This window comes from Pseudomonas sp. P2S-1 (assembly GCF_057197725.1).
Genome location: NZ_CM170068.1, coordinates 2,422,442 through 2,445,122 on the forward strand (window position 1 = coordinate 2,422,442; position 22,681 = coordinate 2,445,122).

At 65.6% G+C, this 22,681-nt stretch carries 12 protein-coding genes; 6 read left to right on the forward strand and 6 right to left on the reverse strand.

The features are described 5' to 3' along the window. Positions 1 to 17: 17 nt before the first annotated feature. Positions 18 to 5,399 (reverse strand): dermonecrotic toxin domain-containing protein, encoded by a 5,382-nt coding sequence (locus AC2CQI_RS10680; RefSeq protein WP_484580121.1) that lies wholly within the window; start codon positions 5,397 to 5,399, stop codon positions 18 to 20. A 195-nt stretch (positions 5,400 to 5,594) separates the two neighbouring features. Next, complete coding sequence (locus AC2CQI_RS10685; RefSeq protein ID WP_484580122.1) at positions 5,595 to 11,000, reverse strand: NEL-type E3 ubiquitin ligase domain-containing protein; 5,406 nt, start codon at positions 10,998 to 11,000, stop codon at positions 5,595 to 5,597. 301 nt (positions 11,001 to 11,301) lie between these two features. Here AC2CQI_RS10685 and AC2CQI_RS10690 point away from each other — a divergent pair, with 301 nt between their 5' ends. From AC2CQI_RS10690 to AC2CQI_RS10700, 3 genes are all read left to right on the forward strand, one after another. Then, complete coding sequence (locus AC2CQI_RS10690; protein ID WP_075806900.1) at positions 11,302 to 12,324, forward strand: branched-chain amino acid aminotransferase; 1,023 nt, start codon at positions 11,302 to 11,304, stop codon at positions 12,322 to 12,324. Between the two features lie 174 nt (positions 12,325 to 12,498). Continuing rightward, complete coding sequence (locus AC2CQI_RS10695; RefSeq protein WP_075806819.1) at positions 12,499 to 13,179, forward strand: response regulator transcription factor; 681 nt, start codon at positions 12,499 to 12,501, stop codon at positions 13,177 to 13,179. Next, positions 13,157 to 14,539 carry a sensor histidine kinase gene (locus tag AC2CQI_RS10700; RefSeq protein ID WP_075806818.1) on the forward strand — a complete coding sequence of 461 codons (1,383 nt, stop codon included), beginning with the start codon at positions 13,157 to 13,159 and terminating at the stop codon, positions 14,537 to 14,539. Before AC2CQI_RS10695 ends, AC2CQI_RS10700 begins: the two co-directional genes overlap by 23 nt. Positions 14,540 to 14,662: 123 nt before the next feature. Here the strand turns inward: AC2CQI_RS10700 and cysS are convergent, their stop codons facing one another. Together cysS and AC2CQI_RS10710 are read right to left on the reverse strand one after the other, a co-directional pair. Further along, entirely contained in the window at positions 14,663 to 16,045 is a 1,383-nt protein-coding gene (cysS, locus tag AC2CQI_RS10705; RefSeq protein WP_484580123.1) for a cysteine--tRNA ligase, read from the reverse strand. A 9-nt stretch (positions 16,046 to 16,054) separates the two neighbouring features. Continuing rightward, the gene (locus AC2CQI_RS10710) at positions 16,055 to 17,752 is read right to left on the reverse strand and encodes a glutamine--tRNA ligase/YqeY domain fusion protein (protein ID WP_484580124.1); all 1,698 of its coding nucleotides are present in this window, start codon (positions 17,750 to 17,752) and stop codon (positions 16,055 to 16,057) included. A 236-nt stretch (positions 17,753 to 17,988) separates the two neighbouring features. On the opposite strand from AC2CQI_RS10710, the gene AC2CQI_RS10715 reads away from it, so the two are divergent. The 3 genes from AC2CQI_RS10715 (at position 17,989) to AC2CQI_RS10725 (ending at position 19,906) form a co-directional block, all read left to right on the forward strand. After that, on the forward strand, positions 17,989 to 18,489 hold the full coding sequence (locus AC2CQI_RS10715) for a peptidylprolyl isomerase (RefSeq protein ID WP_075806815.1): 501 nt from the start codon (positions 17,989 to 17,991) through the stop codon (positions 18,487 to 18,489). Next, the gene (locus AC2CQI_RS10720; protein WP_484580125.1) at positions 18,486 to 19,211 is read left to right on the forward strand and encodes a UDP-2,3-diacylglucosamine diphosphatase; all 726 of its coding nucleotides are present in this window, start codon (positions 18,486 to 18,488) and stop codon (positions 19,209 to 19,211) included. The genes AC2CQI_RS10715 and AC2CQI_RS10720 overlap by 4 nt, the downstream gene beginning before the upstream one ends. Before the next feature lie 422 nt (positions 19,212 to 19,633). Beyond that, positions 19,634 to 19,906: a hypothetical protein gene (locus AC2CQI_RS10725; RefSeq protein WP_075806813.1), complete on the forward strand. Its 273-nt coding sequence runs from the start codon at positions 19,634 to 19,636 to the stop codon at positions 19,904 to 19,906. A gap of 54 nt (positions 19,907 to 19,960) precedes the next feature. Here the strand turns inward: AC2CQI_RS10725 and AC2CQI_RS10730 are convergent, their stop codons facing one another. Continuing rightward, on the reverse strand, positions 19,961 to 21,490 hold the full coding sequence (locus AC2CQI_RS10730) for a DHA2 family efflux MFS transporter permease subunit (RefSeq protein ID WP_484580126.1): 1,530 nt from the start codon (positions 21,488 to 21,490) through the stop codon (positions 19,961 to 19,963). Further along, positions 21,487 to 22,680, reverse strand: a complete 1,194-nt coding sequence (locus tag AC2CQI_RS10735; protein WP_484580127.1) for an EmrA/EmrK family multidrug efflux transporter periplasmic adaptor subunit — start codon at positions 22,678 to 22,680, stop codon at positions 21,487 to 21,489. The genes AC2CQI_RS10730 and AC2CQI_RS10735 overlap by 4 nt, the downstream gene beginning before the upstream one ends. Position 22,681: the final 1 nt, after the last annotated feature.

A 22,681-nucleotide genomic window follows, 5' to 3' on the forward strand; every position in this document is an offset into this window, starting at 1 on the left:
GCCGGACATCGGATGGATCAATGCTGCGCCAGCGACTGCTCGAAGGTCAGGCTCTCCAGCAAGGCCTTTTCATCGGCCTTGTACTTGTCTTCGAGCACCCTGATCCGCGCCGCCGAGTGCTCGGCCGATTCATCCACGCCCGTATCGGTCACCTCCAGCACCGCCGCCTCGAAGGTGTCCTTGAGCGCCTTGAAGCGCTCGGGGAAGGCTTCGCGCAGGTAGGCGGCCCAGAAATCGCACTGCGCAGCGAACTGCAGGAAACCCGGCCCGGCCTCTTCCGCCTGCATCCAGGCCAGTACCAGGTTCAATTCGCCCGGGGCGATATCGGCATCGCTGCGGTACAGCATGCCCCGCGGCGGCAGGGGAAGTTCAAGCTGCTCGGCCCAGCGCAAGCGATAGGCCAGGCGCACCTCGGCTTCGTCCCGGCCGGCGGCGCGCTCCCGCGCCAGGCGGTCGAGGGTCTGCGCACGGAACACACTGCGCATCAGGCGGAACAGCACCGACCCGCGGTTGGCCTCGGGAATGTCGCGCAGGGCCTGGTGGGTGTAGACCTGCAGTTCCATCTGGTTGAACTCCAGGCGAATCCCGTCGGGACAGGTGTCGTGGCGTTGCACCTGGCGCAGCGGCTCCTCGGCCATGCCATTGAGGGCCAGGCGCAGTTCCGTATCGGCCTGCGCCGCCGCCAGCACCTTCCACACCCGCTCCACCAGCTCCGTGCGGGTGTTGAGGGTCCGGTAATCGGCGCTGTGGCGCAGGCGCATGATCAGGCCGAGCAAGGATCCGGCGTCTTCGCCGCCACGCAGGCCTTCCCAGATCGCCTGGTTGCGTTCGTCCTGCCCGGCATCATCGGTGCGCCAGACCTCGGCCGGATTGTCCTGCACCGGATCGGCATCCTCCGGGGAAAAGGCCCCTTCGGAGTCCGAGGAGTGCATATCCGGCCCCATCTCGGCGATGTCCGCCGGCAGGTCCATGGTGAAGGAATAGGGACGGTTATAGCGCTGCGAGGTGTGGGCGCGGATCATGGTGTCGCGGCTCAGCGGGTTGTTGTGCAGGACGATTTCCGTGGCGCCGTCCACCATGCGGTGGTTGTCCAGCAGTTGCGCCGGCAGTTCGGTCAGCAGGTTGTCATCCAGGTTCAGTTGTTCGATGCCATGGGGCAGCATTTCGTTGAGCCACTCCGGCCAGGCGGCGATCTGCATCTGCCCAAGGCCGAGGAAGGTCAGGTAGCGCTGGTTGAACATCGACACATCGGTGATTTCGCCAAGGCGGTTGCCATCCAGTTGCAGCGAGGACAGCACCGGCATGCGGGCGAAGCGCTCCATGGCCGCCTGATCGACCGTCAGGCCCATGCGCACCAAGGCCAGCTCGCGCAGGTTGGTGAACCCTTCCAGGCTTTCCGGCACCCGCCGCAAGGCCGGTTCGCCGGTGATCAACGACAGCTCCGCCAATTGCGGGAACTGCCGGATAAAGCGCTCGAGCACCGTTTCCAGGGCGGTGAAACGGGTCAGGTCGAGGCGCCGCACGCGGTCGTAGAAATACGCCGGCAGCGCTTCGGGGAAGTGGTCCAGGGCCACGTCTTCCAGGGACAACAGGGCAACACCTTCGCCGCGCAGGCTGTCGCGCCAGTATTCGAGCAACGCCATGCTGATCCGGTTGCGATAGGCCAGGCGTTCGGGCGCCACCACCGTATCGCCTTCGGCCGGCGCATCGACCCAGGCCTCCAGCACATCGCACAATTGCGTGCGCTCCTGGATACGCCGGTTCAGCTCGTATTCCATGGTCATGGTCAGGCCCAGTTCGAAGGTGAAGCGTTGCAGGAAGCGCTGGGCCAGGCGCAGGTCTAGCAGGGCCTGGAAGGCGAAGCGGTTGCCCAACAGGATCACCCGCGTAGGGTGCTCCACCGCCTCGGCGTTGCGCAGGATCGCCGAGGGCAGTTCGCTAAGGTGATTGCCCAGCAGCGACAGCTCGCCGATCCGCGCCAGGGCCCCGTTGTGCAGCCAGCGCGGCCAGGTCTGCAGGCCCATCCAGTCGAGGCCCAGGTAATCCAGGGTCAGGCCATCGAGGGCCGTGTCGGGCATATCGACCAGTTGCATGCCGCGCAGGTCGAGCCAGCGCAGTTGCTTCAGGGCAGACAGGGCCTTGAAGTCCTGCTCGCCGAGGAAAATGAAAATCTCGCGCAGGCCCAGGGCCGAGAGTCCTGGCCAGGCCCGGGTGAGCATCTGCGGCAGGCCCATGTTCCAGTGACCACGGCGGATATCCAGGGCGGTCAGCTCGGGGAAGTGGGCGGCGAAGGCTTGCAACTGGCTTTCGCCGATCATTTGCTCGTGGGACAGGCCGTCGGTATGGATCACCTCGTCCAGCAGCATCGAGCGCACCCGCTGGCGGAAGAACGCCGGCAGGTCGGTCGGGAAGTCCGCCAGCGAGACCTGGAACAGGATCAGGCGCGAGGCCGGCTGGCCGAGCTCGGGCAGGATGCTGCGACGCCAGTGCTCCCACACCGCCAGGCCAATGCGCTCGCGGCCGCGCTGGCGGCGCAGGGTCATGTGTTCGCTGGCCGACGCCAGGGCCCAGCGGTCCAGGGCGTCGCGCAACTCCAGCAACTCGCCGAGCAGGCCGTTCAGGCGCGTATTGATCGCCACACGGTCCATGCCACTGCGGTACAGCGCCTGCAGGGCATCCTCGACATGCACGTCTTCCAGTTCCAGCATGCGCAGCTTGTCGAGCAGTTCGTCCTCGGTGAAGAAGGCCTGGCCGCGACCGCTCAGCGGATGGCCGAGGCGGCCGTCGGCCAGGCGCATCGGCGAGCGGAACGCCGGCTTGATTTCAGCCAGGCCCAGCCACTGGCGCAGCCGCTGGCGCGACGGACGCAGCTCACGCAACTTGCGCCACAGCGTGCCGGCATCGGCCAGGCCGAGGCGCTCGCGGTAGACGCCGGGGATGTTGTCGAACAGCGCACGGCAGAAATCTCCCGGCAACTGGCGGTTCCAGATCACCCCCAGTTCCGGCTCATCGCCCTCGCCGATGCCTGCCAGCCGTGGTCCTTCGATCCAGCCGTCGTAGAGGCCGATGCGCAGTTTCGCCGGCCAGTGCGGCAGGCTTTGCAGTGAGTGAAGCATCAGGCGCGCGCTGTCCAGGCTGATTTCCCGGTCCAGGTACAGGCCCTCGCAGGCCCGGGCGATGCGCACCTGTTGCTGGTAGATCCGTGCTTCATCGGCAAGGCGCAGGGGCACGCGCCCGGAGGTGGTCATTTCGCCGGTTTCGGCGGCGCTCGCGGCGCCGGCGATTTCTTCGAGGATGACATGGGGCAGGCTGCGGAATTGCCGTTGCAAGGCCATTGCCGGCAATGACAGCGGGGCTTGCGCGGCCTTGTAGTCGGCGGCGAAGGTGTCGGCGCCGGAGGTTTCCGCCAAAGCCAGGCGGCGCAGGGTGTCGGTGAGCAGCGCCGGCGGGCGATGGCGGTCCACCAGGGTCTGGCGCAGTTCCGATTCGGTCACGCCGCTGATGCGCAGGGCATTGCCGGCCATTTCCTCGGAGACCCTGGCTTCCAGCGGGCCCTGGCGGCGGAACAGCTCCATCCCGCGCCATTGCTCCGGGGTATCCAGCTCGCTCAGCCAGCCGCCGTTGCCGTTGTGCTGCACCCTGGGCGCGTAGGCCCCGGCGCGGCGCGGGTGCTCCAGGCCATGGCCCTCCTCGCCCAGCAACGCACGTACCGAGTAATACTGGCCGTCGAGGTTCAGCCACTGGCGCCCCTGGAAGCTGTACAGCCCGTCGGCATCGGCCTTCAGCCCGGCCGGCAGGCGGATCTCGTAGGCAAAGGGCGACAGGTCGGGCTGCCACAGGCGCACGCTGCCGTCGGCCAGGGTCACCGGGCGCATGCTGCGCACGGCCAGCGGCAGGTTGCCCTTGAAGCGATGGGCCGCTGCTCCGGCGGCACCGAGGGCGGCGATGATCGCGAGGTTCTCCCCGACATCCATGAAATAGCCCCAGGCCGCCTCGCGGTCGCCCCTGGCCAGGCTGTCGAAGCCCTCGTAGACCTCGTAGCCGAGCAGCGCCGCATTGACTGCGAGCATCACCTCACCCAGCCCCGGCACGACAAAGGCCGCCACATTGAGCACGTTGAAGCCGACGCTGAGGTAGTAGTCGATCTTGTCCTGGGTCGACTTGTGGTCCTCCACCGCCGTGGGCACGGCGTGGAACAGGCCATCGTCGCGCAGGGCGAGCATCTTGCGTTGCAGCAGGACGTTGAACAGCGGCGCGCTGAACGCCTGCTTGTCCAACCCCAGCACGGCCTCGGGATCGAAGCGTTCCTCGTACCAGCCACCGGCATTCCACACCTTGGGAAACAGGGTGCGCTGGATCCTGGCGAGCAGCGGGTCGCGCTGGCGGGCGGGGATGAAGCGCAGGAAATAGTTGCGCCAGGCAGGGTCCTTCAGGCGCTCGCGCAACGAGGCATGGAATGCCTGCAGGTGAGGGAAGGTTTGCAGCGGCTGCTGCGGCTCGTCGGGCATGTACACCACCAGGCGTCCCGGGCGGAAGAACAGGACGATGCCGGTCAACTCCACGTCCCACAGGCGCAGGACGCTGCGCTCCAGATCGCCCTCGGCCTTGCCGTTCTTCGCCACCTCCAGCAGTTCTTCGTAGCAGGCCTGGTCGATGTGCCCGCGCAGGCGCGCCAGATGCAGCTCCAGGCGCAGGCTCGACTGCTCCAGCAGCTTGAAGCGGGCCTGGCGATTGCTGGCGGCGGCCTCGGCGCTTTTGTCCCCGACCGGTTCGGGACTGAATGCCTGGTCGATCAGGCGTTGATAGCGCGCGCCCAGGTCCAGGCTGCGACACAGCGCGGCGAAGCGTTCGGGAACCAGATCGACATCCCGGCTCGGCTCGGCAGCCAGTCCGTTGTCGCTGAAGAAAATCCTCGCGGGCCGGCGATCGGCCTGCATACCACCCTCCTCCGCTTCGAAGGCCTCGAAGTTCTGCAGCGCGCTGCGCAGCAGCGACTGGGTTGCCGCTTTCACCGCCTGGAAGGCCCGTACCACCGGGTCGGCAGTGCTCAGGTGGGACTCGGCGATGCGCGCACGGCCAGCATTGAACAGGAAGGTGCGGTGGACATCGAGGTCGAGGCCGAAGGTATTTTTCAAGGCTTCGCGCAGCAAGGGTTCGGCGAACGCCTCGGCATTGGGCAACTGTTCCAGCACCGTAGCCACGGCCTGGGCGTGCCGTTGGTGGCGCGGGTACTCCTCGTCCAGCGCGGCAATCACCTGGGGCAGGTTGCCGCTGGCCTCTTCCAGCCAGGGCATCGCTGGCGGAACCTTGTTGCGCAGGGCCTGGCGCTGTTCGGCGGAACTGTCGACCAGGCGCTGGGGCACGCGCTGGCTGACAGTCTGGTAGTGGATATCGTCCATGGTGAAACCTTTTCGTCCGTGAATGGGGCGTTCAGGCTAAAGAGAGGCTGACAGGTTTTAAAAAGGGTCGGGGTTCCCGGAGGGACTGGTTGCCCTTTCGGGCCTCATCGCTGGCAAGCCAGCTCCCACAGGTTCAGCGGTGCACGCGGTCCCTGTGGGAGCTGGCTTGCCAGCGATGAGGCTCGAAACAACGACTCAGTTCCCGGCCAGCGCCTGCTCCAGCGTCAAGCGCTCCAGCAGTTCCCGCTCATCGCGCTTGAATTTGTCCTCCAGCGCACGGATCCGCGCCGCCGACTGTTCCGCCGTGTCATTCGGATAGACGTCGATGGTGCCGAGCACCGCGGCCTCGTAGCCATCCTTGAGGACCTTGAACCGCTCGGCATAGGTCTCGCGCAGCCAGGCCACCCAGAAATCGCAGTCCGCGGCAAAGGCCTGCAGGCCGGCCCCGGCTTCCTCCATCTGCAGCTGGATCAGGGCCTGGTCCAGCTCGCCCGGCGCGATATCCGCCACCCGCCGGTACAGCATGCCCCGCGGCGGCAATGGCAGCTCCAACTGCTCGGCCCAGCGCAGGCGATAGGCCAGGCGCACTTCGGCTTCGTCGCGCCCGCCAGCCCGGAGCCGGGCGATCTGGTCCAGACGCTGGGCACGGAAGATCCCGCGCATCAGGCGGAACAGCGCCGGCCCGCGATTGTCCTCGGGGATCTCGCGCAGGGCCTGGCGGGTATGTACCAGCAGTTCCATCTGGTTGAACTCCATGCGGATGCCGTCAGGGCAGGTGTCGTGGTTGTGCACCTGCTCCACCGGCTCCTGGGCCATGCCGTTCAGGGTGGCCCGCAGCTCATCGTCGGCGCCGGCGGCCTCCAGCACGCTCCACACCCGCTCCACCAGCTCCTCGCGGGTATTGCCGGTGCGGTAGTCGGCGCTGAAACGCAGGCGCGAGACCAGCGCCAGCAACGACGTCGCGTCGCCCCGCGCCGCGAGCGTGGTCCACAGCGTCTCGTGCCGGGCATCCTCGGCGACGTCGCCGGTCTCCCAGGTGGCGGCGGGGTCCTCGTCCGACATCCAGGTCTGCTCGGTGCCCGGCGAACCGCTGTCGTCTTCGGAGTCGGACTCGTGCACCTCCCGCGGCATCGCCTCGATATCCTCCGGCAAGGTCATGGTGAAGTTGTACGGCCGGTTGAAGTGCTGCGAGGTATGCGCCGCGATCATGGTCGCCCGGGTCAGCGGATTGTTGTGCAGCGAGATTTCCACCACACCGGCCTCGGTGCGGCGGTTTTCGAGGATCTGCGCCGGCAGTTCGGTGAGCAGGTTGTCGTCCAGGCCCAGCAGTTCGATGCCATGGGGCAGCAGGTTGTTCAGCCAGGCCGGCCAGACCGCGATGTCCATCTGCGCCAGGCCGAGGAAACCGAGGAAACGCTGGTCGAACATCGACACATCGTTGATCTCGCCCAGGCGGTTGCCGTCCAGTTGCAGCGACGACAGCATCGGCATGCGGGCAAAGACTTCCATCGCCGCCTGGTCGATGGTCATGCCCATGCGGACCAGGCCCAGTTCGCGCAGGTTGGGGAACGTCGTGAGGAATTCCGGCACCGCCTGCATGGCCGGCAGGCCACCGACCAGCGACAGTTCGATGAGGTTCGGGAACTGGCTGACGAAGCGCTGCAACACCGCCGGCTCGGCGTCGAAGCGGGTCAGGTCGAGACGGTCGACCCGCGCCGTGAGAAAGTCCGGCAGCGCCTCCGGAAAGTCCGCCAGCACCGCATCCACCAGGTTCAGGCGCGCCGCGCCGAGACCGCGCAAGGTGTCACGCCAGTACTCCATCAACACCGCCGCGATACGATGCCGGTAGGCCTGGTGCAGCGGCGTCAACGCCTCGTCGGCAGAGACGGGATTGACCCAGGCGTCCAGCGTTTCCTGCAACTGCACCCGCTCGTTAACCCGGCGGTTCAACTCGTCGGCCATGGCCGGCGAGAGGTCCAGGTCGAAGCTGTAGCGGCCATGAAAACGCTCGGCCATGACCATGTCGAAACAGGCCTGGTAACCGAACTGGTTGCCGCGCGCGGCGATGCGCAAGGTCCGGACGGCCGGCTCGGGGTCCTCGAGGATCAATCGCGGGACCTCGGTCAGTTGGTTGCCGACCAGTGACAGCGAGGCGATCCGTTCCAGCGCCAGGGCGTCCAGCCAATTCGGCCAGACCCGCAGGTCGAGCCAGTCGAGCCCGAGGTAATCCAGGGTCATGCCGTTCAGCGCGGAGGCCGGCAGGTCGAGCACGCGGCTGCCGCGCAGCTCCAGCCAGCGCAGGCGCGGCAGGCTGGCCAGGGCCCTGAAGTCCTGGGCGCTGAGCAGGTGGCCGAGTTCACGCAGGGCCACGGCGTTCAACTGCGGCCAGGCCCGCACCGCGGTCTGCGCCAGCCCCGGCTCCCATTGCCCGGCGCGGATATCCAGGGTGCGCAGATTGGGGAATTCCTCGGCAAAGGCCAGCAGCGGCGCTTCGCCGATGGTCTGCTGGAAACCTTGACCCTCGCGCAGGATCACCTCGTCCAGCAGCAGCGCGCGCACCCGCTCGGTGAAGAACGCCGGCAAGCCGATCGGCAGGTCCGCCAGTTGCACTTGCCACAACACCAGCGGCGCCACCGGCCGGCCCAGTTCCGGCAGGGTGTTGCGGCGCCAGTGGTCCCACAGGCCATTGCCGATCCGCTCGCGGCTGCGCTGGCGGGACGGGCTGAGCACTTCATGGGCGGAGTCCAGCACCCAGCGGTCCAGGTGCTGGCGCAGCGCGAGCATTTCGTCGAGGGCGCGGTTCAACCGCTGGTTGATCGCCGTGCGGTCCAGGCCGCTGCGGTAGAGGGCGAAGAGCGCGTCTTCGGGATACAGGTCGTCCAGTTCCAGCAGGCGCAGCTTGTCGAGCAGTTCGTCCTCGGTGAAGAACGGCGGCGCATCGCCGCTGAGCGGGTAGCCGATACGCCCGTCGGCCAGGCGCATCGGCGAGCGGAAGCCCGGCCGCAGCGCCTGCATGCCCAACCAGCGGCGCAGTTGCTGACGCGGCGGCAAGGCTTGCGCCTGCAGGGTCTGGCGCAGGCTGGCGGCGTCCGGCACGCCGAGTTGGCTGCGGGCGCTTTCGGGCAGGACGTCGAACAGGACGCTGTTGAACACCGCTGGCGACTGTGCGCGCCAGACCAGGACGCTCGGCGCCGCGTCGCCCGTGCCCACGCTGTCCAGGGTTTGCCCGGCAGCATCGTGCAGGGCGATGCGCAGCGACTGCGGCCAGCCCGGCAGCGTGCTCAGTTGGTGCAGGGCCAGGCGCGCGCTGTCGAGATTGACCACGCCGTCCAGGTACAACCCCTCGCAGGCCCGGGCCATGCGCACCTGCTGCTGGTAGAGCCGCGCTTCTTCGGCCAGGCGCAGGGGCACGCGTTCGGCGCTGGCCATTTCGCTGAGTTCATGGCCGTCCGCGTGGCCGATGATCTCCTCGACGACCCGATTGGGCAGGCCGCTGAACTGGCGCTGCAACAGCTGGCCCTGGGCGGACAGTGGCGGCTGCTGCGCAGCATCGACCGCGGCAAAGGCTTCGCCGTGGCGTTCGGCGAGGGCCAGGCGGCGCAGGGTGTCGGTCAACAGTGCCGGCGGCCGATGGCTGTTGACCAGGGTATGACGCAACTGGCTTTCGGCGATGCCGCTGATGCGCAGTGCGCGCTGGGCCATGGCCTCGCTGACCACTGCCTCGCGATGCCCCTGGCGGCCGAACAGTTCCTGCCCGCGCCATTGCTGCGGAGTATCCAGCTCATGCAGCCAGCCGCCGTTGCCGTTGTGGCGCAGCGGCGGTTCGTAGGCCCAGGGCCGTTCGGGATGTTCCAGGCTGTAGCCCGGCTCGCTGCCAAGCAGGGTGCGCACTGAGTAATAGCGCCCGTCGAGGGCCAGCCAATCACGGCCCTGGTAGCTGTAAAGACCGTTTTCGCCGGGCTTGAGATCCGCCGGCAGCCTGATCTCGTAGGCGAAGGGGGCCAGGTCCGGCTTCCACAGGCGCACGCTGCCATCGGCCAGGGTCACCGGACGCATGCCGCGCACCGCCAGCGGCAGGTTGCCGGTAAAACGGTGGGCCGCCGCCGCTGCCGCACTCATGGCAGCCATCAGCACCAGGTTCTCCGCGACATCCATGAAATAGGCCCAGGCCTGCTCGCGCTCGCCCTTGGCCAGGCTGTCGATGCCCTCGTAGACCTCGTAGCCGAGCATGGCGGTATTGACCACCAGCATCAGCTCGCCGAGGCCGGGCACCACGAAGGCGGCGACGTTGAGCACGTTGAAGCCCAGCGCCAGGGCGTGGTCGATCTTGTCCTGCGCCGACTTGTGGTCCTCGGCTGCCGTCGGCACCGCGTGAAACAGCCCGTCGTCCTTGAGCACGGCGATCTTGCGTTGCAGCAGGGTGTCGAACAGGCGCGCGGAGAACTCGCGCCTGCCCAGGTGCAGCACCGGCTTGTCGGCGGGCACCTCTTCATACCAGCCACCCGGGTTCCACACCCTCGGGTTGAGCGTGCGGTGGATCTTCTGCAGCAACGGGTCACGCTGGCGAGCCGGGATGAAGCGCAGGAAATACCTGCGCCACTCGGCATCGCCCAGGCGCTTGCACATCCAGCGGTTCAGCGCCGGCAGCGAGCGGAACGGGCGAAACGGCTGCTCGGGCTCGTCGGGCATGTACAGCAGCACGTCACGCACCGGCTGTTCCTCCGGCTGCGGACGGAAGAACACCACCACGCCGTTGAGTTCCACATCCCACAATTTCAGCATGGCGCGGCTGAGCGTGGCGCTGGCCCGGGTGTTGTTGGCCACCTCCAGCAACTGCTCGTACTGGCCCTGGCCGATCCACGACCGCAGGTACGCCAGATGCAGTTCGAGGCGAAAGCTGGATTGTTCGAAGGCCTTGAACGTGGCCCGGCGCCTGAGCGTTGCCGCTTCGGCGGCTTCCTGGCCAGTCGGCGGCGGGGCGAATGTGCGCTCGATCAGGCGCTGGTATTGCCCGCCCAGGTCGAGCGTGCGGCACAGCGCCGCGAAGCGTTCGGGCGCCAGGTCCACAGGGGTGCCGGGCTCCAGTGCCTGACCGCTGGCGCTGGCAAAGACACTCGAAGGCCGGCGCTCGTCGTGCATGCCCCCCGCCTGCGCTTCGAACGCTTCGAAATTCTGCAAGGCCGCCGTCAGCAACGAGCCGGTCGCGGCCTTGACCGCCTGGAAGGCCTTGACCACCGGATCGCTGCCGCCCAGATGCTCCTCGGCAAGCCGCGCCCGGGCGGCATTGAAGAGAAAGGTATGGCGCACATCCAGATCCATACCCAAGGTATTTTTCAGCGCCGTGCGCAGCAGCGGCTCGGCGAAGGCCGCGACCTCGGGCAGGTCCTTGAGAAAGCCGTCGACCTTGCCGGCCAGGCGCCGATGGCGGCGGTGTTCCTCGCGCAGGGTCTGCAGCACGTCGGCCCGGGTGGCGCTGGCATGGGCCAGCCACGGCAGCGGCTGCGGCGACCTCGCGCGCAGGGCCTTGCGTTCCTCCGCGCTGCTGTCGAGCAGGTACTGCGGCACGCGGTTGCTGACCGTCTGATAGTGAATATCGTCCATGATGAAGCCCTCTCGTCCTTGAATGGGGCATTCAGGCTAAAGCCGGCCTCGGCTTTTAAAAACGGCAAATTCCTTATGGAAAGCAGGCGACTCCGATCGGAACTTCGAACCTGAAAAATGCCTGGCTACCACCCCGGCAGGAAAATCCGACCGCAGGTCGGCGCCTGCGAATGGACGACGAATTGTCCCGGCGAATCTGCCGACAGGCGTTTCCGATCTGCACGGGATGTATTATCGTGACCGCCTTGCGCGCGAAGCGCCGCCTGACCTACAGGCGATTGCCAAACAGATCGAGGGTGCCATGAGCAACGAAAGCATTAACTGGGACAAGCTGGGCTTCGACTACATCAAGACCGACAAGCGCTACCTCTCCGTATGGCGCGACGGCGCGTGGGACGCGGGCACCCTGACCGAAGACAACGTCCTGCACATCAGCGAAGGCTCCACTGCCCTGCACTACGGCCAGCAATGCTTCGAGGGCCTGAAGGCCTACCGTTGCCAGGACGGTTCGATCAACCTGTTCCGCCCTGACCAGAACGCCGCGCGCATGGCCCGCAGCTGTGCCCGCCTGCTGATGCCGCAAGTGCCGACCGAAGCCTTCATCGAGGCCTGCAAGCAAGTGGTCAAGGCCAACGAGCGCTTCGTCCCGCCGTACGGCAAGGGCGCCCTGTACCTGCGTCCGTTCGTGATCGGCGTGGGTGACAACATCGGCGTGCGCACCGCGCCGCAGTTCATCTTCTCGGTCTTCGCCATCCCGGTCGGCTCGTACTTCAAGGGCGGCATGACCCCGCACAACTTCGTCATCTCCGGCTTCGACCGTGCCGCGCCACAAGGCACCGGCGCGGCCAAGGTCGGCGGCAACTACGCTGCCAGCCTGATGCCGGGCGCCGAAGCCAAGAAGCAAGGCTTCGCCGACGCCATCTACCTCGACCCGCTGACCCACAGCAAGATCGAGGAAGTGGGTTCGGCCAACTTCTTCGGCATCACCGCCGACAACCAGTTCATCACCCCGAAATCCGCCTCCGTGCTGCCGGGCATCACCCGCCTGTCGCTGATGGAACTGGCCGCCTCGCGCCTGGGCCTGACCGTGGTCGAAGGCGACGTGCTGATCGACGAGATCGGCAAGTTCAAGGAAGCCGGCGCCTGCGGTACCGCTGCGGTGATCACCCCGATCGGCGGCATCCAGTACAACGGCAAGCTGCATGTATTCCACAGCGAGACCGAAGTCGGTCCGGTGACCAAGAAGCTGTATGCCGAACTGACCGGCATCCAGAGCGGTGACGTGGAAGCGCCGGCTGGCTGGATCGTCAAGGTCGCTCTCTAAAGCGGCAAGCCACAAGCTCCAAGCTGCAAGAAAAAGCCGGTTCCCCGCGTCCCGCTTTTCTCTTACAACTTGGAGCTTGAAGCTTGAAGCTCCCCCAAACATAAATTTCCTTTAACCCGGGCCTTGCCTATTCTTTGGCACAATCGAATTTCCAACCTTCGCCCAGGTAAAAGCATGCCCCGCGTACTGACAATCGAAGACGATGCCGTCACCGGCCAGGAAATCGTCGCCGAACTTTCCAGCCATGGCCTCGACGTCGACTGGATCGACAACGGCCGCGAAGGCCTGGCCCGCGCCATCGCCGGGGGCTACGACCTGATCACCGTCGACCGCATGCTGCCGGAAGTCGACGGCCTGACCATCGTCACCACCCTGCGCAACCTGAAGATCACCACGCCGATCCTGATGATCAGTGCCCTCTCCGATGTCGACGAGCGGGTCCGCGGCCTGCGCGCCGGCGGCGACGACTACCTGACCAAGCCCTTCGCCTCCGACGAGATGGCGGCCCGGGTCGAGGTTCTGCTGCGGCGCAACAGCGTGCCCATGACCCAGACCCGCCTGCAGGTCGCCGACCTGGAGCTGGACCTGATCAGCCACGAGGCGCGGCGCGGCGAGCAGGCCCTGAACCTGCTGCCCACCGAGTACAAGCTGCTGGAATTCCTGATGCGCCATTCCGGCCAGGTGATCACCCGGATGATGATCTTCGAGGAGGTCTGGGGGTATCACTTCGATCCGGGCACCAACCTGATCGATGTGCATATCGGTCGCCTGCGCAAGAAGATCGACGCGCCCGGCCAGACCCCGCTGATTCGCACCGTGCGGGGCTCCGGCTATGCCATTGCCGAACCCGCATAAGGGCTGGAGCTCGTCCACCAGCCGTTTGCTGGCGCTGTACAGTTTCCTGTTCGTGGCCTGGAGCAGCATCCTGATGGGGGTGCTGTACCTTGAGGTGTCCAGCTACCTGAACAAGCTGACCCGGCACTCCCTGACCCAGCGCCAGCACCTGTTCGCCCATATGAGCGGCAAGCAGCTGGACGATGCGCTGATCGCCAGCCAGGCCTTCGAGGAGCGCAGCTTCGACGCCTACGGCCTGTTCGACCCGCAGTTCAATGCCCTCGGCGGCCAGATCCGCCAGATGCCCGCCGGGCTTGGCCTGGACGGACGCATCCACGAACTCAAGCGCTGCCTGGACGCCGACGATCCGCGCCTGCCGGCGGACAGTTGCGACGGCGTGGCGCTGAAGGTGCCGGACGGGCGCTGGCTGGTGCTGGTGCGCGACAACGGTTCGCTGTTCGTGGTCACCCGGATCATCCTGCATGCCCTGCTCTGGGGCCTGTCGCTGACCATCATTCCCGGAATCGCCGGCTGGTACTGGCTGCGCCGGCGGCCGCTGAAGCGCATCCGGGCGATCCAGGCCACCGCCGAGCAGATCGTCGCCGGCGACCTGACCCGGCGCCTGCCGCTGTCGCAACGGCGTGACGAGCTGGACATGCTGGCAGCCATCGTCAATGCCATGCTCGACCGTATCGAACGGCTGATGCACGAGGTCAAGGGCGTCTGCGACAACATCGCCCATGACCTGCGCACCCCGCTGACCCGCCTGCGCGCCCAGCTTTACCGGATTCGCCAGCAGGCCGGGGACGATGCGCCCCAGGCCGAGGCGATGGAGCAGGCGATTGCCGAGACCGACACCTTGATGGCGCGCTTTCGCGGGCTGTTGCGGATCAGCGAGCTGGAGGACCGACAGCGGCGTGCCGGCTTCGTCGAGCTGAAGCCCGAGGCACTGCTGGTTGAGTTGCACGATTTCTACCTGCCGCTGGCCGAGGATGGCGAGATCAGCCTGAGCCTGGAGATGCGTGAGCCCTTGCCCGCGTTGTTCGGTGATCATGAGCTGCTGTTCGAGGCCCTGGCCAACCTGATGGGCAATGCGATCAAGTTCACCCCGGCCGGCGGCCAGGTGCGGATCAGCGCCCTGGGTGACGAGGATGGCGTGCATATCGCGGTGGAAGACAGTGGGCCGGGGATTCCGGCGGAGGAGCGCGAGACGGTGTTGAAACGCTTCTATCGCAGTGAAGAAGGCCACAAGCACACGGGGTTCGGGCTGGGATTGTCGATCGTCGCGGCGATCGTCGACCTGCATGGGTTCGGGCTGGAGGTGGGGGAAAGCGACCTCGGCGGGGCCCGGCTGGTGATGCATTGCAGGGGGCAGGTGTGAAAGGCTGATGGCCCCATCGCTGGCAAGCCAGCTCCCACAGGGTCAGCACAGTTCTTGAGGTCTGTGCAGTACCTGTGGGAGCTGGCTTGCCGGCGATGAGGCCATCACTGGTAACACAAGGCTTCAGTCAGCCAGACGCCAGGTAGTCCCACCCTTGCCATCTTCCAGCACCACACCCATGGCGGTGATCTGGTCGCGGATCCGGTCGGACTCTGCCCAGTTCTTGTCGGCACGGGCCTGCAGACGGGCCTGGATCAGTGCCTCGACCTCAGCCGCATCGACCTTGCCTTCCGCCCCCGCACGCAGGAACTCGTCGGCATCCAGCTGCAACACACCCAGCAACCCGCCCAGCTCACGCAGACGCGCCGCCAGACCGGCCGCCGCCTGCGCATCGCTCTCACGCAGACGGTTGATCTCGCGCACCAGGTCGAACAACACGGCGCACGCTTCCGGAGTCCCGAAGTCGTCGTTCATCGCCGCGGCAAAGCGCTCGACGAACGCCTCGCCACCCTGCGGCGCCACCAGCGGCAGACCGCGCAGCGCGTGGTAGAAGCGCTCCAGGGCGCCCTTCGAGTCGCGCAGGCTGTCCTCGGAGTAGTTGATCGCGCTGCGGTAGTGACTGGACACCAGCAGGTAGCGCACCACCTCCGGGTGATACTTGTCGAGCACGTCGCGGATAGTGAAGAAGTTGTTCAGCGACTTCGACATCTTCTCGCCGTTGATCCGGATCATCCCGCAGTGCATCCACGACGCAGCGTACGGCTTGCCGGTGGCCGCTTCGCTCTGGGCGATCTCGTTCTCGTGGTGCGGGAACTCCAGGTCGCTGCCGCCACCGTGGATGTCGAAGCTGTCGCCCAGGCAGCAGGTGGACATCACCGAGCATTCGATGTGCCAGCCCGGACGACCCGGGCCCCATGGCGATTCCCAGCTCGGCTCGCCCGGCTTGACGCCTTTCCACAGGACGAAGTCCAGCGGGTCCTGCTTGGCCTCGTCCACCTCGATCCGCGCACCGATGCGCAGGTCTTCGATCTTCTTGCGCGACAGCTTGCCGTAGCCGACGAACTTGCCGACCCGGTAGTACACGTCGCCGTTGCCCGGGGCGTAGGCGTAGCCCTTGTCGATCAGGGTCTGGATCATCGCGTGCATGCCGGGGATATGGTCGGTGGCACGCGGCTCCAGGTCCGGCTTGAGGATGTTCAGGCGGCGCTCGTCCTCGTGCATCGCATCGATCATGCGCGCGGTCAGGGCGTCGAACGACTCGCCGTTCTCGTTGGCGCGGTTGATGATCTTGTCATCGATGTCGGTGATGTTGCGCACGTAGGTCAGGTCGTAGCCACTGTAGCGCAACCAGCGGGTGACCAGGTCGAAGGCAACCATGCTGCGGCCGTGGCCCAGGTGGCAGAAGTCGTACACGGTCATGCCGCAGACGTACATCCGCACCTTGTTGCCTTCCAGCGGTTTGAATACTTCCTTGGTCTTGCTCAGGGTGTTGTAGATGGTAAGCACGAAATTTCCTCAGCTGCCCCAGGAGTCACGCAGGGACACGGTGCGGTTGAATACCGGTTGGCCTGGACGGGAGTCTTTCAGGTCGGCGCAGAAGTAGCCTTCGCGCTCGAACTGGAAGCGGTCCTCTGGCTGGGCGTTACCCAGCGATGGCTCGGCACGACAACCACGCAGCACCTGCAGCGAATCCGGGTTGATGTTGTCGAGGAAGGTGCCGCCCTCTTCGGCCTTCTCCGGGTTCGCCGCGCGGAACAGGCGATCGTACAGACGCACTTCGCACTCGACGCTGGCCTCGCCCGGAACCCAGTGGATCACGCCCTTGACCTTGCGGCCCTCGGGGTTCTTGCCCAGGGTGTCCGGATCGTAGGAGCAGCGCAGCTCGACGATAGTGCCGTCGGCATCCTTGATCGCCTCGTCGGCGCGGATCACGTAGCTGCCGCGCAAGCGCACTTCACCGGCCGGCTCCAGGCGCTTGTAGCCCTTCGGCGGCTCTTCCATGAAGTCGTCGCGGTCGATGTACAACTCGCGGGCGAACGGCAGGACGCGCACGCCCATGTCTTCCTTCGGATGGCGCGGCAGTTCCAGTTGCTCGACCTGGCCTTCCGGGTAGTTGGTGATCACCACCTTCAGCGGACGCAGCACGCACATGGCGCGCGGTGCGTTGCGGTCGAGGTCGTCACGGATGCTGAACTCGAGCATCGACATGTCGACCACGCCGTCGGAGCGGTTGGTGCCGATCATCTCGCAGAAATTGCGGATCGACGCTGGGGTGTAGCCGCGGCGGCGGAAGCCGGACAGGGTCGACATGCGCGGGTCGTCCCAGCCGTTGACGTGCTTCTCGTCGACGAGCTGCTTGAGCTTGCGCTTGCTGGTGATGGTGTAGTTCAGGTTGAGACGGCTGAACTCGTACTGGCGTGGCTTGGCCGGCACCGGCAGGTTGTCGAGGAACCACTCGTACAGCGGGCGATGGCCTTCGAACTCCAGGGTGCAGATGGAGTGGGTGATGCCTTCGATGGCGTCCGACTGACCATGGGTGAAGTCATAGTTCGGGTAGATGCACCACTTGTCACCGGTCTGGTGGTGGTGGGCATGGCGGATGCGGTAGAGGATCGGGTCGCGCAGGTTCATGTTCGGCGAAGCCATGTCGATCTTCGCCCGCAGCACGCGCTCGCCGTCCTTGAACTCGCCGGCCTTCATGCGCGCGAACAGGTCGAGGTTCTCTTCGACGCTGCGCTCGCGGAACGGGCTGTTCTTGCCCGGCTCGGTCAGGTTGCCACGGTATTCCTTGGCCTGCTCGGGGGTCAGGTCGCAGACGTAGGCGTTGCCCGACTTGATCAGGTCCACGGCCCAGTCGTGCAACTGGTCGAAGTATTCCGAGGCGTAGCGCACCGGACCGGTCCACTCGAAGCCCAGCCACTTGACGTCTTCCTGGATGGCGTCGATGTACTCCTGGTCTTCCTTGGCCGGGTTGGTGTCATCGAAGCGCAGGTGGCAGGCACCGCCGAATTCCTTGGCCAGGCCGAAGTTCACGCAGATCGACTTGGCATGGCCGATATGCAGGTAACCGTTGGGCTCTGGGGGGAAACGGGTGACGATGCTGCTGTGCTTGCCCGAATCCAGGTCGGCCTGCACGATCGGGCGCAGGAAATTCACGGGAACGGCGGGCGCGCCTTTGGCGGCATTGGGAGCGGTGTCGGTGGGCTTGCTCATAGGATCCTTCGAAGTCCGGTCTGCGGCGCGGGTAGGCCGCGTGAAACAAAGCCCGTATCATAGCCGAAGCCGTCGCGCCGCCGACAGCACCACGCCGACAAACCGGCGCGAATATGCACGCTGCGCGGAAAAAATCCCTGCAATAAACGTATCGCCGTTGTCTAAGCGGGCGTCAGGGTCATAAACGTGCACGGCACACTCTTCTTCACACCTGCCTTGAGAGAGCGAATTTCAGCATGGCCAAAGTCAAACTGAGCACCAACCACGGCGTCATCGTCCTGCAACTGGACAGCGAAAAAGCCCCGAAAACCGTGGAAAACTTCGTCCAGTACGTGCAAGACGGCCACTACGACGGCACCATCTTCCACCGCGTGATCAAGGGCTTCATGATCCAGGGCGGCGGTTTCGATGCGAGCATGGGCCAAAAGAAAACCCGCGCCAGCATCCAGAACGAAGCTGACAACGGCCTGAAGAACGACAAGTACACCATCGCCATGGCCCGTACCATGGAGCCGCATTCGGCTTCGGCGCAGTTCTTCATCAACGCCAGCAACAACGACTTCCTCAACCACAGCGGCAAGAACGTGCAGGGCTGGGGCTACGCGGTATTCGGTGCAGTGACCGAAGGCCAGGAAATCGTCGACGCCATCGAGAAGGTCGCCACCGGTTCCAAGGCTGGCCACCAGGACGTCCCGAAGGAAGACGTGATCATCGAGAAAGCCGAGATCATTGAGTGATACTGCTGATCTCCGATCTGCATCTGCAAGAAGAACGCCCGGACATTACCCGGGCGTTTCTTGATCTGCTGACGACCCGCGCCCGGGATGCACAGGCCCTGTACATCCTTGGCGACTTTTTCGAGGCCTGGATCGGCGACGACGGCATGACGCCGTTCCAGCAGTCGATCTGCCAGGCCCTGCGTGAACTGAGCGATGCCGGCACCCGGGTGTTCCTGATGCACGGCAACCGCGATTTCCTGATCGGCCAGGCCTTCTGCAAGGCGGCTGGCTGCACCCTGCTCAAGGACCCCAGCGTGGTCGAGATGGGCGGCGAGCCGGTGCTGCTGATGCATGGCGACAGCCTGTGCACCCGCGACCAAGCCTACATGAAGCTGCGCCGCTACCTGCGCAACCCGCTGAGCCTGTGGATCCTCCGTCATCTTCCGCTGTCGACCCGGCACAAGCTGGCGCGCAAGCTGCGCAGCGAAAGCAAGGCGCAGACGCGGATGAAGGCCAACGACATCGTCGATGTCACCGCCGAGGACATACCACGCCTGATGCAACGCCATGGCGTGCACACCCTGATCCACGGCCACACCCACCGGCCGGCCATCCACAAGCTCACCCTCGACGATGGCAGTGCCGGACGGCGCATCGTGCTGGGCGACTGGGACAGGCAAGGCTGGGCGCTGCAGGTGGATGAACAGGGTTTCCAACTGAGCCCGTTCGACTTCGCCTGATCCCATCACGCCGCTCCCCTGTAGGAGCTGGCTTGCCTGCGATGGACCGCGGAGCGGTCCCAAAACCATCCAGCACGAGCCTGTGCCCTGTGACCGCCAGGATTCACAGTGCCTATGCAATCGCACTTGTCCAGACATTCTGGCGTGTCCGGTTTTGGGACCGCGCTGCGGTCCATCGCAGGCAAGCCAGCTCCTACACCGACCGCGCCCTCCTTCATGACACTTCCGTGAATAGCCAATCACTTACAGATCAAATGGTTTCTGACCGACAGACGCGGCTTTTGCGAGTGATATCGTATAGCGACTATGTGAACCAGTTCACATCTTTGACACCGCGAACATGGATGCCGGAAACCATTGAAATAGACGGGGCGTAGTCCGAAAAGCCAGACGAGTAGGAACTTTATATGGAGATAAAACGCATGACCGAGCAAAGCATCGTTGGTGGCTGGACCCCTCTTCACACGCCGACTGCCCAGGAGAAGGAAATCTTCGCCGAAGCCACCTCGCGACTGATTGGCGCGGAATACCAACCGCTGCAAGTCCGTTCCCAGCAAGTCAACGGCGTCAACTATCAGTACGCAGCCGACCAGACCATTCCTGGCCAAAACGGCCATCGCCATGTGGCTGTGGAAATCTATGTGCCGATCGGTGGCGAACCGACCATCACTGCGATCAAGCCGCTGCTGGGCTAAGTGAGAGAACCCTCGGGCGCATGGATCGCGTGCCCGAGGGTTTCATGACGCCCCTCAATGCCCGCCCGACGCCGGCCCCGCCTTCGCCGCAAACGGCGGTTTCGCCAGCCACACCAGCAGAATCAACCCCGCGAACACCCAGCCCATCAACGTGAAGTAATCCACCGTCGACATCATGTACGCCTGACTGCTGAGCATCTGCTCCAGCTGGCGATACGCCGTGCCCCCTGCCCCGCCCAGTTGGTGCAAGGCATCCCGGGTCGCCGGGTCGTAGGTGCTGATGCTTTCGCTGAGGTAGGCATGGTGCTGGTCCGCCCGGCGAATCCAGATCCAGGTGGTCAGCGACGCCGCGAAGCTGCCGCCCAGGGTGCGCAGGAAGGTCGCCAGGCCCGAGCCGTCGGCGATCTGGTGCGGCGGCAGGTCCGAGAGCAGGATGCTCAGGGTCGGCATGAAGAACAGCGCCACGCCGATACCCATGAACAACTGCACCAGGGCGACATGCTGGAAGTCCACCTCGTGGGTGAATTCAGCGCGCATGAAGCAGCTCAGGCCGATCGCCAGGAACGCCAGCCCGGCCAGCAGGCGCAGGTCGAAGCGGTGCGCATATTTGCCCACGAAGGGCGACATCAGTACCGGCAGCAAGCCGATCGGCGCCACCGCCAGCCCGGCCCAGGTCGCGGTATAGCCCATCTGCGTCTGCAACCATTGCGGCAGGATCAGGTTGATGCCGAAGAACCCGGCGTAACCACCCACCAGCACGATGGTGCCGATGCGGAAGTTGCGGTGGACGAACAGCCGCAAGTTGACCACCGGATGCTTGTCGGTCAGCTCCCAGATGATGAACACGGCGATGAACACCACCGAGATCAGGCTGCCGACCACGATGAAGTTCGATTCGAACCAGTCCAGGTCGTTGCCCTTGTCGAGGACGATCTGCAAGGCGCCGACGCCGATGATCAGGCTCAGCAGGCCGATATAGTCCATCGGCTGGCGGCTGGTCTGCACCGGCCGCGCGCGCATCTGCTGGCGGACCACGGCGGCAGCGAACAGGCCGATGGGGATATTGATGAAGAAGATCCACGGCCAACTGTAGCTGTCGGTGATCCAGCCACCGAGGATCGGCCCGGCAATCGGCGCCACTACCGTGACCATGGCCAATAGCGCCAGGGCCATCCCCCGTTTCGCTGGCGGATAAACCGCGATCAGCAGGGTCTGGGTCATCGGGTACAGCGGCCCGGCGACCACGCCCTGCAAGACCCGGAAGCCCACCAGCTCCGGCATCGACTGGGAGATCCCGCAGAGGAACGAAGCCAGCACGAACAGCAGGGTCGCCCAGATGAACAGCTTGACCTCACCGAAGCGCCGGCTCAGCCAGCCGGTCAGCGGCAAGGCGATGGCGTTGCTCACCGCAAACGAGGTGATCACCCAGGTGCCCTGCTCCGAACTCACCCCGAGGTTGCCGGAGATGGTCGGCAGCGCCACGTTGGCGATGGTGGTGTCGAGCACCTGCATGAAGGTCGCCAGGGACAGGCCGATGGTGGACAGCAGCAGGCTCGGCGGGGTGAACGAGGCCTGGTTGCTCATCGCTGGGCCGTCTTGTCGCTGGCGCTGTTGTCGTGGATCAGCCGGGCGATCAGGGTGTCGGCCTCGGCCAGCTGACGGTCATAGACCTGGGTGGCGAAGCTGGCCTTCTGTGGCGGCTGCTGGGCCAGGACCGGGCCGCTCTGATCGTGCAGGTCGACATCGACCATGGTCGACAAACCGATGCGCAGCGGATGCTGGGCCAGTTGCTCGGGGTTGATATGCACCCGCACCGGCACGCGCTGGACGATCTTGATCCAGTTGCCGGTGGCGTTCTGCGCCGGCAGCAGGGCGAAGGCGCTGCCGGTCCCGGCGCCGAGGCTGTCGATGGTGCCGCTGTACTTCACCTCGCTGCCGTACAGGTCGGTGGTGATATCCACCGGCTGGCCGATGCGCATGTTGCGCAGTTGGGTTTCCTTGAAATTGGCATCGATCCACAACTGGTCGAGGGGGATCACCGCCATGGTCGCGGTGCCCGGCTCCAGACGCTGGCCGAGTTGCACGGTACGCTTGGCGACGTAGCCGGTCACCGGCGCCACCAGGGTGGTGCGGGCATTGCTCAGGTAGGCCTGGCGCAGCTCGGCAGCGGCAGCCTGGACTTCCGGATGGGAGGAGACCACGGTGTCGTCCACCAGGGCAGTGGTGGTGTTGAGTTGCTGCTGGGCATTGCTCAGGGCGCTCTGCGCCGAGGCCAGGTCGTCACGGGCGTGGGACAGCTCTTCCTGGGAGATCGCCCCGCCGGCGGCAAGGGTCTTGCGTCGGTTGTAGTTTTCCTGGGCTTTCTGCAATTCGGCCTTGCGCGCCGCAACCTGGGCCTTCTGCCCGTCGACATTGCTGTACAGCCCGCGCACCTGGCGCACCGCCCGGGCCAGCTTGGCCTCGGCAGCCTGCAGGCCAACCTCGGCATCGCTCGGGTCGAAGCGGATCAGTTCCTGGCCAGCATGCACCAGGTCGCCATCGTCAGCGCCGATGCTGACCACGGTGCCGGAGACCAGCGGGGTGATTTCCACCACGTTGCCGTTGACGTAGGCGTCGTCGGTGCTTTCGCTCCAGCGCCCGTACAGCTCGTGCCAGGCCCAGGTGCCGGCGCCGAGGGCGACGACGACAAGCGCCAGGCCGATCAGCCAGGTCTTGCGCTTGCGCTGGTTGTTGACGTCCTGCTCGTTGACGGCAGTGTCCGTTTGATTAGCCATG